Source organism: Mesorhizobium sp. WSM4821, from assembly GCF_055901555.1.
The window spans coordinates 6,667,735-6,681,173 of record NZ_CM148371.1 but is presented as its reverse complement, the minus strand read 5'-3'; the positions used below and the strand labels follow the sequence as shown (position 1 = coordinate 6,681,173).

11 protein-coding genes and 1 pseudogene are annotated in these 13,439 nt (G+C 63.1%); 4 read left to right on the top strand and 8 right to left on the bottom strand.

Features of this window, described 5'->3' with window-relative positions:
- Nucleotides 1-13 precede the first annotated feature (13 nt).
- Nucleotides 14-835 (top strand): class I SAM-dependent methyltransferase, encoded by an 822-nt coding sequence (locus AC0NID_RS32655; protein ID WP_473454328.1) that lies wholly within the window; start codon nucleotides 14-16, stop codon nucleotides 833-835.
- A gap of 667 nt (nucleotides 836-1,502) precedes the next feature.
- Here the strand turns inward: AC0NID_RS32655 and AC0NID_RS32650 are convergent.
- Nucleotides 1,503-2,102 carry a hypothetical protein gene (locus tag AC0NID_RS32650; RefSeq protein ID WP_473454327.1) on the bottom strand — a complete coding sequence of 200 codons (600 nt, stop codon included), beginning with the start codon at nucleotides 2,100-2,102 and terminating at the stop codon, nucleotides 1,503-1,505.
- A gap of 77 nt (nucleotides 2,103-2,179) precedes the next feature.
- Here AC0NID_RS32650 and AC0NID_RS32645 point away from each other — a divergent pair.
- The 3 genes and pseudogenes from AC0NID_RS32645 to AC0NID_RS32635 form a co-directional block, all read left to right on the top strand.
- Nucleotides 2,180-2,320, top strand: a pseudogene (locus AC0NID_RS32645) (mechanosensitive ion channel family protein); the annotation flags it as partial.
- 51 nt (nucleotides 2,321-2,371) lie between these two features.
- Nucleotides 2,372-3,097, top strand: a complete 726-nt coding sequence (locus AC0NID_RS32640; RefSeq protein WP_473454326.1) for an RNA polymerase sigma factor — start codon at nucleotides 2,372-2,374, stop codon at nucleotides 3,095-3,097.
- Nucleotides 3,098-3,255: 158 nt separating this feature from the next.
- Nucleotides 3,256-4,119 carry a ferritin-like domain-containing protein gene (locus AC0NID_RS32635; protein ID WP_473454325.1) on the top strand — a complete coding sequence of 288 codons (864 nt, stop codon included), beginning with the start codon at nucleotides 3,256-3,258 and terminating at the stop codon, nucleotides 4,117-4,119.
- Nucleotides 4,120-4,472: 353 nt separating this feature from the next.
- Here the strand turns inward: AC0NID_RS32635 and AC0NID_RS32630 are convergent, their stop codons facing one another.
- The 7 genes from AC0NID_RS32630 to AC0NID_RS32600 form a co-directional block, all read right to left on the bottom strand.
- On the bottom strand, nucleotides 4,473-6,455 hold the full coding sequence (locus AC0NID_RS32630; RefSeq protein ID WP_473454324.1) for an ABC transporter permease: 1,983 nt from the start codon (nucleotides 6,453-6,455) through the stop codon (nucleotides 4,473-4,475).
- Complete coding sequence (locus tag AC0NID_RS32625; RefSeq protein WP_473454323.1) at nucleotides 6,452-7,537, bottom strand: quaternary amine ABC transporter ATP-binding protein; 1,086 nt, start codon at nucleotides 7,535-7,537, stop codon at nucleotides 6,452-6,454. Before AC0NID_RS32625 ends, AC0NID_RS32630 begins: the two co-directional genes overlap by 4 nt.
- 75 nt (nucleotides 7,538-7,612) lie before the next feature.
- Nucleotides 7,613-8,587 carry an ABC transporter substrate-binding protein gene (locus AC0NID_RS32620; protein WP_473454322.1) on the bottom strand — a complete coding sequence of 325 codons (975 nt, stop codon included), beginning with the start codon at nucleotides 8,585-8,587 and terminating at the stop codon, nucleotides 7,613-7,615.
- A 537-nt stretch (nucleotides 8,588-9,124) separates the two neighbouring features.
- Nucleotides 9,125-9,910 carry an SDR family oxidoreductase gene (locus tag AC0NID_RS32615; RefSeq protein ID WP_473454321.1) on the bottom strand — a complete coding sequence of 262 codons (786 nt, stop codon included), beginning with the start codon at nucleotides 9,908-9,910 and terminating at the stop codon, nucleotides 9,125-9,127.
- 8 nt (nucleotides 9,911-9,918) lie between these two features.
- Complete coding sequence (locus tag AC0NID_RS32610) at nucleotides 9,919-10,683, bottom strand: SDR family oxidoreductase (protein ID WP_473454320.1); 765 nt, start codon at nucleotides 10,681-10,683, stop codon at nucleotides 9,919-9,921.
- 149 nt (nucleotides 10,684-10,832) lie between these two features.
- Nucleotides 10,833-12,335 carry a sugar ABC transporter ATP-binding protein gene (locus tag AC0NID_RS32605; protein WP_473454319.1) on the bottom strand — a complete coding sequence of 501 codons (1,503 nt, stop codon included), beginning with the start codon at nucleotides 12,333-12,335 and terminating at the stop codon, nucleotides 10,833-10,835.
- 40 nt (nucleotides 12,336-12,375) lie between these two features.
- Nucleotides 12,376-13,314: a sugar ABC transporter substrate-binding protein gene (locus AC0NID_RS32600; protein ID WP_126039425.1), complete on the bottom strand. Its 939-nt coding sequence runs from the start codon at nucleotides 13,312-13,314 to the stop codon at nucleotides 12,376-12,378.
- Nucleotides 13,315-13,439 lie beyond the last annotated feature (125 nt).

Sequence of the window (13,439 nt, the reverse complement as noted above, 5' to 3'; positions counted from 1 at the left end):
ATTGAAGAAGACCATGGAAGCCAAAGCGACCTTGCCCAGCTACGCAATGGGTCAGCCAAGTTTTCCGGAGATGTACGAGCGCTGGCTCGTGGGTCCTCTCTTCCGGCCCTGGGCCGAAGTCACCTTCGAAGTGGTAAACCTGTCTCCAGGCCATCGTGTCCTCGACATCGCCTGCGGCACAGGAATCGTTGCGCGCGTTGCAAGGGAACAGCTCGGTGCCGCCGGATGCATCGTCGGCATCGACATCAGTGCGGATATGCTTGCCGTCGCGCGCAAAGCGGTACCGGAGATCGACTGGCGCGAAGGCAATGCCGGCGCACTGCCGCTCCGTGACGGAGAGCAGTTCGACGTGGTCGTCTGTCAGCAGGGGCTGCAGTTCTTTCCCGACAAGCCCGCTGCGGCGTCAGAGATGCGGCGGTCGCTGGCGCAGGGCGGCCGGTTGGCGGTTGCCACCTGGCGTTCCGATGAGGAAATCCCCTTCTTTCGAGAACTCCGTCGCGTCGCGGAGCGACACCTTGGCCCGGTTGCCGATCAGCGATATCGCTTTGGCGAGCCGGGCCCAATCGAGGCACTGCTCCGCGACGCCGGCTTTAGTGAGGTCCGGTCGAAGAGGATCACGCGCACCATACGCTTCGAGGAGGGCGAACCTTTTCTGCAGTTGAACACCATGGCGCTGGTCGGCATGAGCGCTGCCGGCAAGACGATAGACGACGAGGAGCGTAAGCGCGTTGTCGAAGCGATCGTGAGCGACAGCGCGCTGGTGGTCCGGTCTCACAGCGACGGACCGGGACTGGCCTTCGAGCTCAGCACCAACCTGGTTACCGCCAAAAATTAAAGTGTTCACCGCTACTTGGATCCTCGCTGCCTCGCAGAGCTTTGGGCGTTTCCGAAGGCTCCTACGCGCCGTAGAAAAGCCGGTGGCGCGCCGGGTACGATGAAACGGTGAAATATGAATTCGCGATTGCCGTACGCCAGAATGCCAGAATGCCCCTCCGGTACCGAGGATGCGCAAGAATGACCTGGCCGCGCCGAAGCCATACTTCTTGCTGACGGGCATAAGCCAACACTGAGGGAACGGGCTGTCGCGCTGGCCCGTGAGCGGGGCGAAGTGCGCACGGTGGAACTCACCGCTATTGGAATTCCGCGTTGCTACCTCTCACGCATGTGCGACGAGAGATTGCACGTGAAGGTGGGCTATGGTCGCTATCGCGTCGCAGACCCAAAGGCAGCGTAACGGCCAAGCCGCATCTTGGCTGCCGTGGGTCGCTTGTCGCCCAGGCACCTCGTTTCGGCCTTTCGATGAACTCAGTTAGCTCGATGAACTCAGTTAGCCGACCAGTCCAGCCGAGCGTCCCCCAATCAGAGCAACCGAATACGGCTGTCGTCCGGAAAATTTCCCACTTTGACAGCGCTCTTCTGAGCGCTTTCGGTGAGTTCCGGTCATTGGCGTTTGAGCATACTATATTGCGAGGTCCCATAGCAGCCAATGATCGCTATATCTATTAGAGTTCTGTCGTTCTCGGGAGGTAAACCGGGTGGCCGACTCGGATCAAAGACAGCACAAAAGAAGCCTCTTGGAGGAGTCGGATCAACTCGCCCTTGGTCGCGAGGCTTTCGGTCGAAAGGCTTGGCATGAGTCCTACCGGCACCTGTCGCTTGCCGACGAAGCGACTTCGCTTGGTGTCGTGGACCTCGAACGGCTGGCAACGGCGTCCTACCTTGTCGGCCGGGACGAGGATTACATTCGTGTTCTGGAGCGCGCCCATCACGCCTTTATCGATCGGGGGGCCAGCGTTCGTGCTGCGAGAGCTGCATTCTGGCTTGGACTCCGCTTGGCTTTTCGCGGCGAGGCAAACCAGGCAACCGGATGGTTCGGCCGCGCCCGTCGCCTGCTTCAGCGCGAAGGGAAAGCCTGCGTCGAAGAAGGATGTCTTCTGCTGCCAGCCGCGGAGCAGCAGATCGAATCCGGAGCCGCAGCCGCCGCCTTCGCCACGGCGGCGCGGGCAGCCGAGATCGGCGATCAGTTTAGTGAAGCCGATCTGAGTGCCTGCGCCCGTCATGTTCAGGGTCGGGCGGCGAAGGCGGCCGCGCGAATTTGCCATGCTTGTGCTGAGACTCGCCCGCGAGTGACACAACTAGGGGAGGCGTCCAGGGGCTCCTCGTTTAGTCCCGGGTCCTCACCTGGCTCGAGACCCTCGTGCGTTACCTCGTGCCGCCGAAGGAAGCGGGGCGCACCAAAACACGCTTGATCAAAGAAATGCTGGCGCGAATGAATGCGAGACCCGGGCGTGTGCTGTTTCCGAAGAGCAACTTGAGGTGAACTTTCTCACGCCCGCCCGCGTAGCGGCAGGCTGATGCATCTGGAGCGCCTATGATGAAGCCGACCGGATCCACCGAGGCAGTGAGGATCGAGGACCTTGACGACGCGGGGCTGGTTGAACACGCGCGACAGCGTGACCCCGCCGCATTCTGGTTAATCATCAAGCGTCACAATCAGCAGCTTCACCGGGTCGCCCGCGCCGTCCTGAATGACGACACCGAGGCGGAGGACGTCCTTCAGGAGACCTATATCCACGCCTTCACCCATCTGGCCGAATTCCGCGCGGAGGCGCGGCTATCGACCTGGCTCACCCGGATCGCGCTGAATGAGGCGCTGGGACGCCGCCGGAAAAGGCGGCCCACCGTCGACGTGAAAGCCATCGAAGGTATGGTCGCTCCGTTCAGCGTCCACAAGCCTGATCCCGAAGAGGCGGCCGCTCTCGCTGAAATCCGTAGCCTCCTGGAGCGAGCCGTCGGTGGCTTGCCAGAGCCCTTTCGCATCGTCTTTGTCATGCGCGATGTCGAGGAAATGAGCATTGAGGAAACGGCTTCTCTTTTGGCGTTGCGACCTCAGACAGTGAGCACCCGCCTTTATCGCGCACGCCGGCTGCTCCGCGAGGCGCTGCGGAACGAGCTCGCCACCGTGTTCACGGACACGTTTCTCTTCGCTGGCGCCCGTTGTGACCGCCTCGCGCAATCAGTCTTGGATCGGCTCGCGATCCGCTTGGTTCGAAAAGATACTCATCAGATGAACGCGGCGACTGAGCGACGCACCTAGACGCCGTCCACGCCGAGATTACGCCGGCTTCTTTCGCGGAGCTCTTGTAGGGGACGCGGGAATATTTTGGCGGCCCGCAGCATCTAATCGTCAGGCAAATGCTTTCGGCGCCGCGGTGCTGACAGCGGAGTTGAATCAACAAAACATAGGAGACCGCCATGCAGGGCGCACTTCACCTATCCCGGCGTCAGTCGCTTCAGGGACTCGTCGTACTCGGTGCCGGAGCGGCAATCGGCGGAATCGCACGGCCTTCTCCGGTATTGGCACAGGACATATCGGACGAGGACATTTTCCGCTTTGCGCTCAACCTCGAATACATGGAGGCTGAATACTACCTCCGCGGCACCACCGGAACGGGCATCGAAGCAGCCGATGTCGGTTCGAAACCCGGCGAGGTCGTCGGTGGAAAGCAAGTCTCGTTCGAGACGCCGGCCATCGGCGAATTCATGCAGGAAGTCGCGGAAAACGAACTCGCGCACGTCCGCTTCTACCGCAAGACGCTTGGAGCCAACGCCGTCGACCGGCCGGTGATCGATTTCGATGCGGGGTTCAAGGCGGTTGCGGAGGCAGCTGGTCTCGGTGCGGACTTCGACCCATTCGGCAACGAAACGAACTTCGTTCTCGGCGGGATGTTGTTCGAGGATGTCGGCGTCACCGCCTATGCCGGTGCTGCGACAGTTCTGAAAAACAAGGACTTCCTCGCCGCCGCCGCAGGCATCCTGGCGGTCGAGGCCTATCACATGGGAATGGCGCGATCCACGCTATACCGGAAGGGAGAGGAAGCCTGGAAGGCCGCCAATGCTGTCTCCGATGCCCGAGACAAAATCGACGGATCAGACGATAAGGATCAAGGTATTCAGGCGGACAGCAAAGCCAACATCGTTCCGTCGACGCCCGATGCGATCGCGTTCACCAGAACGCCGCGGGAGGTGCTCCGGATCGTCTACCTCACCGACAAGGATGGAGTGAGCAAGGGCGGCTTCCATCCGGAAGGGATGAACGGCACGCTCAAGAGCACCTGAGCCAGTTGCGACGAGTGACGATGCGCCGCCGGAACCCGACCAGCCTTATAGCGGCTGCAGCGATGGAAAGGATGAGGAGAAAGCTAGAGTCACAATGGGGCGCTTCAGCATGAAGCCAGCTTGGGACGCATTTCGGGCAGGACAAACGTGACGCGGCGGGCAGAGACGTCTGTCTCGCAGAAGGTCAGTCGACATGGCTGGCCGCTTGGCAAGCGTCCGGGGCAAGCCAGCGGCTATTTCGAGCATCAGCAGCTCCAGGAACCGGAGATTCTGACCTGTTCCAGTCGTTCGCGCCACACAAGGACGCTGCTGGCGCGACGTTGACATTTCGCCGCGCCCCCCTCCATCTCCGGCTATCCCAGCCTTGCCCGCGCTTTCGCCGTCCAGGCGTTGAACAGTCGGTCGGCGATGATGCCGATGAAGGCGATGGCCAGTCCGGCAACGATACCGCGGCCGGAATCGGCCTTGGACAGCGCGATGAACACCTCCTGGCCGAGATCGCGCGTGCCGACCATGGCGCAGATGATGATCATCGCCAGCGCCATCAGGATCGTCTGGTTGACGCCCAGCATGATCTCGGGCAGCGCCAGCGGCAGCTGCACGCGCAGGAACGTCTGGCGCTTGGTACAGCCCGACACCTTTGCCGCCTCGATCAGCGCCGGCGGCACCTGCCTGAGGCCGTGATTGGTGTAGCGGATGGCCGGCACCACGGCGAAGGCGACGGTCGCGATCATCGCCGTGACGTCGCCGACCCGAAACAGCATCACCACAGGAATGATGAAGCAGAATGACGGCAGCACCTGCAAGGTGTCGATCACCGGCGTGACGATCTTCTCGACACGGTCGCTGCGCGATGCCATCAGCCCGATCGGGATGCCTATCAGGCATGCGATGAAGGCCGAGATGCCGCACAGATAGACCGTCGCCATGGTCTTTTCCCAAAGCCCGGTCACCGCGCAGAAGACGGTCAGCGCCGCCACCAGTGCGGCCAGGCGCAGGCCGCCGAGCTGGTAGCCGGCAAGGCCGAGCAGGAACACCGCGCCCAGCCAAGGAAAGCCCTCGCAGAAAGCGCGCACCGGGTTCAGCACATTGAGGATCAGCGCCACCCGGAACGCTTCGATCGTGTCGAAAAAGTTGATCGTGATCCAGCTCACCGCTGCCTTCCACAGCGGCGCGGTGGTGAGGGTCATCGCCTTCGGCACCGCGGCCAAGGCCGGAAAGAACAGGCCAAGGAGCGTCGTGGCTGCAAGGATGGCGATGGCCAGCGTCAGATTGGGGTAGCGGCGCCAGAAGCTCGGACTCACCTCCTGATAGACATGGCCTTGCGCGTGATTGCGCGCGATCGCCTGGCTCAGCCGGTCGAGGGCGATCGCCAGCGCGACGATGGCGAGGCCGGCTTCCATCGCCTCGCCGACCTTCAGCGCGCGCAGCGCCAAAAGCACGTCGTAGCCGAGGCCGCCGGCGCCGATCATCGAGGCGATGATGACCATGTTGAGCGCCAGCATGATCACTTGGTTGACGCCGACCATCAGCGTCGGGCGCGCCGACGGCAAAAGCACGCGCCATAGTTTCTGGCGCGCCGTGCAGCCGGCCATCTCGCTGAAATCGTCGATCTCGGACGGCACCCGCGACAGTCCCAGCATCGTCGCGCGCACCATTGGCGGCGTCGCGAAAATGGCCGTCGCCATCATCGCCGACACCGGGCTGTTGCCGAACAAAAGCAGCATCGGGATCAGATAGGCGAAGGTCGGGATGGTCTGCATCAGATCGAGGGCAGGGGAGATCAACAGCCTCTCCGCCCATGGCTTGCGCCACGCCCAGATGCCGACGAACAGGCCGGTGATGATACAGAACGGCACGGCGATGGAGATCAGCCCGAGCGTCAGCATGGCGCTGGTCCATTGGCCGAACAAAGCGATGTAGAGGAAACAGCCGCCAACCAGCGCGCCGAGCTTCCAGCCGCCGGCGGCGCGTCCGGCCAGCAATGCGGCGATGCAGACGCCGACCCAGGACAGGCGCGGCAAGACGATCATGTCCGCGCCATGGCCGACCTTGAAATTCTTGGCCAGCAGGCTGAGCGCGAAGTCGAGCGGCACGCCGAGCACCGTGGTGATCGACCGCGTCAGCCAGGACAGGTTTCGCTTCGCCCAGTTCATCAGCGCGCTGACCCAGTCGGCGACGGGAACGATTGCGCCGGCCGGGTAATTGACAGCCCAGGGCAGGTTGTCCTGCAGCAGGAACACGGCAAGCACGGCGGCAAGGGCGCAGGCCCAGACCACCAGCCAGATCTGAACCGGCCGCGATCTCGCCGCGCTGGTGCTTGCCGTCACCGTCATGCGCTGGTCCCATGGCGCTCGATGCCCGCCAGAAGATCGATCACCGCTTGCGGCGTGACCTCGCCGATCGCCTTGCCGGTGCCGTTGACCACCGCGAACGGCTTGCCGGCCGAGACGATATCAGCCGAAAAACTTGATATCTTGGCATCCGGTGCGACCACGCCGCCATGCTCGGTTGCGTCGCAGGCGCGCATCAGGCTTCGCGCCGAGATCACCTTGGCGCGGTCGACGTCGCGGGTGAATTCGGCGACATAGTCGGTCGCCGGATTGACCACCAGCTCTTCCGGCGTACCGATCTGGATGACCTCGCCGTCCTTCATGATGGCGATGCGGTCGGCCAGCCGTATGGCCTCGTCGAAATCATGGGTGATGAAGACGATGGTCTTGTGCAGCATGGTCTGCAACCGCATCAGCTCGTCCTGCATTTCGCGGCGGATCAGTGGATCGAGCGCCGAGAACGGCTCGTCGAGAAACCAGATCTCCGGTTTGGTGGCGAGGCTGCGGGCGATGCCGACGCGCTGCTGCTGGCCGCCGGAAAGCTCGCGCGGATAGAAATGCTCGCGGCCGCGCAACCCGACAAGCTCGATGACCTCGCGTGCCCGCTTTTCGCGCGTCGGCCGGTCCTGCCCCTGAATGCCTAGGGGAAAGGCGATGTTCTCCAGCACGTTCAGATGCGGCAGCAGGGCAAAATTCTGGAACACCATGCCCATGCGGTGGCGCCGCAGATCGATCAGCGCCGCATCGGAGATCTTGAGGAGATCCTTGCCCTCGAATTCGACCTTGCCATGCGTCGGCTCGACCAGCCGCGACATGCAGCGCACCAGCGTTGATTTGCCGGAGCCGGACAGGCCCATGATGATGAAGATTTCGCCCTGGCGGATTTCGAGGTCGACGGCGCGCACGGCGCCAACCAGCCCGGCCGCAGCGACGTCCGCCATGCTGGCCTTGCCGTCGCGCTGGCGGATGAAATTGGCCGCGTTCGCCCCGAACAGCTTCCAGACGTTGCGGCAGGCAAGTTTTATCGGACGGGCATCCTTTGGCGTGCCTGCCGCTTGCTGCCCCTGTTCAGTCGTATCGGCCATGCAGTCGTCCTTCTGGAATATTGGATAGAGACCCGGCCATGAATGGCCGGGTCTCGCTGTTTCCAGTCGGAACGATCACTCGGCCCAGGCTTTCCAGTCGGCTTCGTGGGCGGTGATCCAGGCAGCCGCGACGTCTTCCGGCGTCTTGCCTTCGAGATCGATCTCGCCGCTCATCTTGTTGAGCTCATCGGTATCGATCGTGTAGTTTTTCGCCACCTTGTAGGCGACCGGCCACTTGTCCTTCATGCCGGCCCAGGAATACTTCCAGATCTCGCCATGCGGCTTGCCGCAGTCATACTTCTCATCGGGGTTCACACCCCATTTCGGGTCGTTGTAGCACTCCGGCGTATAGTCGGGGAATTCGACCCATTCGCCCTTGTACTTGGCCGGCGCCCAATGCGGCGAGTAGACCCACAGCATGATCGGCGCCTTGCGCTGATAGGCCGAATCCAGTTCGGCGAACATCGCCGCGTCGGTGCCGGCATGGATGACGGTGAAGGGCAGTTTCAACGCCGCGGCACGCTCGTCGTCAAAACCTTCCCATGTCACTGGGCCACCGAGATAGCGGCCGTTCGGCGCTGTTTCCGCAGTCGAGAAGGCCTCGGCGCATTTCGGGTCCTTCAACGCCTCCCAGTTCGGCAGGCCCGGGCATTTCTCCTTCATGTATTCGGGATACCACCACTCTTCCTTGGCCTTGGGCCCGAGCGCGCCGAGGCGTTCGGTCTGCCCGGTCGCATCCGAGGCCTTCATGGCTTCGCCGGCGGTCGTGTCCCAGAACTCCATGGCGACAGCGAGATCGCCATTGGTGAGGCCTGTGGTCAGGCTCGAGAGATAATCGGCGGTCGGGTACTCGACCGTGTATCCGAGCTTTTCAAGAATGCCGCCGAGGATTTTTGCGTTCAGATTGACGCTGGTCCAGTCGAACAGCGCGATCTTTATGGGGTCGTTGGATTCTGGCGCGGCCGCATGGGCCGAAGGCGTCAGTACGCTTGCCGCGGCAAGCGCCAAGGCTCCCATTGATAAACTCGAAATCATACTCCGAAGTGACATGCCTGTTCTCCTGTCAAGCTCTGGTGGAAGTTATCGTCGTTCCCTTGTGGCGTCTTTTTTTGATTGTGTTGGAAAAGCCGGTCTTTGCGCAAGGCCATTGGCGCAACAATGCTGCCGGAGCTGAAGCCGGCGCAGAGGGGACGATGCCCAATTCGATGAGAATGTAATGCGGGAGGTTTGCGTCATGGCTGCCGACGGGTCGCCGCGCAACCAGCGATCCGCGTATCGATCGCCGGTCTTGCGGTGCTCAGGAACGTGCGAGCCATCAAGGTTCCCATGATCTCGGCTGTCGCTTGGGCAAGCCAGCGGCTCACCGAAGCCATTTTCATGGGATGAAATTATATATACCAACATTCATGTCGCGCAACGGATAATGCGACCAGAGCATCGGACCGAAAAGCGTGAAGCGGTTTTCGAATAATCCGATGCTCGGTTAGGAGCAGATCGGACCGAAAAGTGTGAAGCGGTTTTCGGATAATCGATGCTCAAACAGGGGACATCATGAAATTCGAACGGCGCACTGTCGCCCGAGTATTCTCACGACATGATCAGGCCGCCATCGACATTGATCGTCTGGCCGGTGATGTAGGCAGCGTCGCTGCTGGCCAGGAAACTGACCAGGCCGGAAACATCCTCGCCGGTGCCGGCGCGGCCCATCGGGATATTCTTCACCCATTCGGCCATCAGCTCGCCGGGCTTGTAATCGCCCATCAGTCTGCCCCATGCCGCGTCGTTGTAGGCCCACATGTCCGTGTCGATGATGCCGGGGCAGATCGCGTTGACGGTGATCTTCTCCTTGGCCACTTCCTTGGCGAGGCTCTGGGTGATGCCGACGACGCCGAATTTCGAAGCGGCATAGTGCGGCGTGTAGATGAAGCCCTGGCGCGCCTGGCCGGATGCGGTGTTGATCAGCCTGCCGCCGTCGCCATGCTTGCGGATGCGCGCGATCGCCTCCTGGCAGCACAGGAACACGCCCTTGGTGTTCACCGCCATCACCTTGTCCCATTCGGCCTCGGTCATCGCCTCGATCCTGGCGATGGTGATGACGCCGGCATTCTGCACGGAGATGTCGACGCGGCCGAACTGCCGTTCGGCAAGGTCGTAAAGGGCGGCGACCTCGTCCTTTTTCGTCACGTCCATGCGCAGCGATGCGACCTTGGCGCCTTCCGCCTTCAGGCCGGCGGCCACCTCGTCGACGCGCGGGTCGATGGCGCTGACGACGACGGCCGCGCCTTCCGCCGCGAAGCGCCTGGCCATCGCCGCACCGATGCCGCCGCTGGCGCCCGTGATGACCGCCGTCTTGCCCAGGAACCGCTTCTGCATTTTATCTCCTACCAGCAGACGAAGCCGCCGTCGACGATCAGGTCGATGCCGGTGACGAAACTCGAGGCGCGGCTGGCCAGGAACACGGTCGGGCCGACCATTTCCTCCGGCGCCGCCATGCGCCCCATTGGCGTATCACGCTCGAAGATTTTGACCTGGTCGGCGACCTCCGGCCGCTTGTTCATCGGCGTCAGCGTATAGCCGGGGCTGACGACGTTGACGCGCAGGCCGCGATCGGCCCATTCCATGGCCAGACTCCTGGACATGTGGATGACGGCGGCCTTCGACGAATTGTAGTGCGCCTGGGTTAGGCCGCGATTGACGATCGAGCCCGACATCGAGGCGATGTTGATGATCGAGCCCTTGCGCCGCTTAAGCATTGTGCGCGCTTCGGCCTGGCAGGACAGGAACACGCCGCTGACATTGACGTCGTAGAGCTTCTGCCATTTTTCGTGCGACAGCGTCTCGGCCGGCTCAGCTCCGGCGATCCCGGCATTGTTGACGGCGATGCTCAGCGCGCCAAGCTCCTCCTCCGTGCGCTCGACCGCCGCCGCGAGATCGCTTTCCGAAGTCACCGTACCGGTGAGCACCAGTGCCTTGCGGCCAAGCGCCGAGATCCTGTGCGCGGTCTCGTCCAGCCCGCCCTTGGAGGCATGGCCGAAACAGGCGATGTCGGCGCCGGCCTCGGCCAGGCCGATGGCGATTGCTTGCCCGATGCCGCTGCCCGCGCCGGTGACGAGGGCAACGTCCCCATGAAGTTCGAATAGTGTCATCGAAGTGTTTCCTGTTGAGCCGCCGGTACTGCCTGGGAATGAAGGGCGCCAGCCTTGGCTGGCGCCCCCCCCGCGCGGTCCGGTGCCTGGGAGGATATCACCTGCTGCGCTTTGTTCCGATTCCCCCGCTTCCGCTCCGCTGAACTGTCCTAGCTTGTGGCAAGTTCCATGACGGCGACGTTGCTCGCTTCGCTGCGGTCGAGAATTCCGCGCTGGCGGCCACGGCTCAGCACCAGCACGCGATGCGACAGGCCGAGCACTTCCTCGAGGTCGGAACTCACCACCACCACCGCCATCCCCGAGCGGGCGAGATTGGCGATGACATCGTAGATCGCGGCGCGGGCGCCGACATCGATGCCGCGTGTCGGCTCGTCCAGGATGAACACCTTGGGCGGCCGCGAAATCCATTTGGCGATGATCACCTTTTGCTGGTTGCCGCCGGAAAGCTTGCTGATAGCCTGGTTCGGCCGACCCTTGACGCCGAGCCGGCTGATGCCGTCCTCGGCGAACTTCTGCACCGCCTTCGGAAACACCCAGCCGTTGGGCGCCACATGGTCGAAATTGCCGATCGCCAGATTCTCGCCGATGGTCTGCTCGAGCACCACGCCTTGCGCCTTGCGGTCTTCCGGCACCAGCACCACGCCGGCCTTGATCGCGGCCGCAGGGCCATTGAGGTGCACCGGTTGGCCTCCGACACGCACCGAGCCGGACGAAATCGGATCGGCGCCGGCAATCGCCCGCACCAGCTCCGTGCGCCCGGCGCCGATCAGGCCGGCGATGCCAAGGATTTCGCCGGCCCGCACCGAAAAACTGACATTCTGGAAACTGCGTTCCGGCGAGGACAGGTTCTCGACCTCGAGCAACGTCTCGCTGCCCGGCTCCGCCAGCGGCGGGAACATCCGCTCGACGCTGCGGCCGACCATCTGCTCGACCACCGTGCGCACCGGAATGTCGGCGCGCTCATGCCGGGCGACGATGCGCCCGTCGCGCATCACCACCACGCGGTCAGCGATCTGGGCGATCTCGTCCAGCCGGTGGCTGATATAGATGAACGACATGCCTTCCGCCTTGAGCTTGCGGATCTGCTCGAACAACAGTTCCGTTTCCTCGCCGCCAAGCGCTGCCGTCGGTTCGTCGAAGATCAGAAGCTCGGCATTGAGCGCCAGCGCCTTGGCGATCTCGACCTGCTGCTGGGCGGCGATACGCAGCGTGCGCACCTTGCGCTCCGGCGAGACATCGAGGCCGAGCCGCTTCAACTGCGCCGATGCCCGCGCATTCATGGCCGCGCGATCGATGCGGCCGGCGCGCATCGGCAGGCGTCCGACATAGACGTTCTCGGCGACCGATAGATCCGGCAGCAGCTTCAGCTCCTGATGGATCATGCCGACGCCGGCATCGATTGCGGCGGCGGGAGAGGCGGGGGAATAGGGCTTCCCCCGCCAGATGATGGTGCCGGCATCCGGTTTGGTCGAGCCGGCGATGATGTTCGAAACGGTCGACTTGCCCGCGCCATTTTCTCCAAGCAGCGCCACGACCTCGCCCGGCCGCACCTCGAAGCTCGCATCGGCCAGGACCTGGACCGGTCCGTAGCTCTTGCAGAGGCCGCTGACGAAGAGCCCCGGATGGGACGTCTGCGTATGGCTGGGATCCATCGACATCGTTCCGCTCGTCAATCGTCAGGGATGCCTGGTGTCAGGGGTGCTTGGCGATGAACTGCTCGACATTGTCCTTGGTCGTCAGCGTCGCGTCCTGCAGCTGTTCCGCGGGAATGGTTTCGCCGGCCACCAGCTTGATCGCGGCATCGACGGCAAGCCGGCCCATGCCTTGTGTCTGCTGCGTCGCGGTCACGTCGAAGACGCCGCCCTTCAGCGCCTTGAGCGCCGCCACGTCGCCGTCGAAGCCGGCAACCCAGACCTTGTGGCCGGGATTGGCGACCTTGACCGCCTGCGCGGCGCCGAGCGCCAGCGCATCGGCCTGGCCGATGACGATCGACACGTCGGGATGCGACTGCAGCAGGTCCTGCGTCAGCTTGAAGCCCTCGTCCTGGTGCCAGCCTTCGCTCCACAGCTCGCCGACCACCTTGATGTCGGGATAGGCGCTCAGCGCTTCGCCGCAGCCCTTCGAGCGGTCGACCTCGGGCGTCGTGCCTTTCTGGCCATGGATGATGATCAGCTCGCCCTTGCCGCCGGCCTGCTTGGCAATGTAGTCGCACACCGCCTTGGCCGATGCCACGCTGTTGGTGGCGATGAAAGTATCGCCGGGCGCGCCGTCGGCGTTGCGGTCGACATTGATGACCGGGATGCCGGCAGCCTTGGCCGTCTTGGTCGGCACGGTGGCTGCGGTGGCGCCGGCCGGGATGTAGATCAGCGCATCGATGTTCTGCGTGATCAGGTCCTGCACCTGGCTGACCTGGGTCGCCGAATCGCCCTTGGCGTCGACGGTGATGATTTCGATGCCCTTTTCCTTGCCGTAGGCTTCGACCGACTGCTTGATCTGGTTGAAGAAATCGGCCTGCAGATTGGCGACGGCAAGGCCAAGCTTCTTGGCGTCCTTGGCCGAGGCCATGTCGGACAGCCCGAGCAGCGGAATGATTGCTGCGGCAGCGAGCAGCAATGAACGTTTGGTCAGCATGTGTTTCCTCCGTTGATGTTCAATCTGTCCTGCCGGCGCATCGCGGCGCCCCCTGGCCGAACAACTCCCAGTTTCGGATCACCGATCCGTTTTCGCCCGGACATCCCAAGCGAATCTCATGGCGC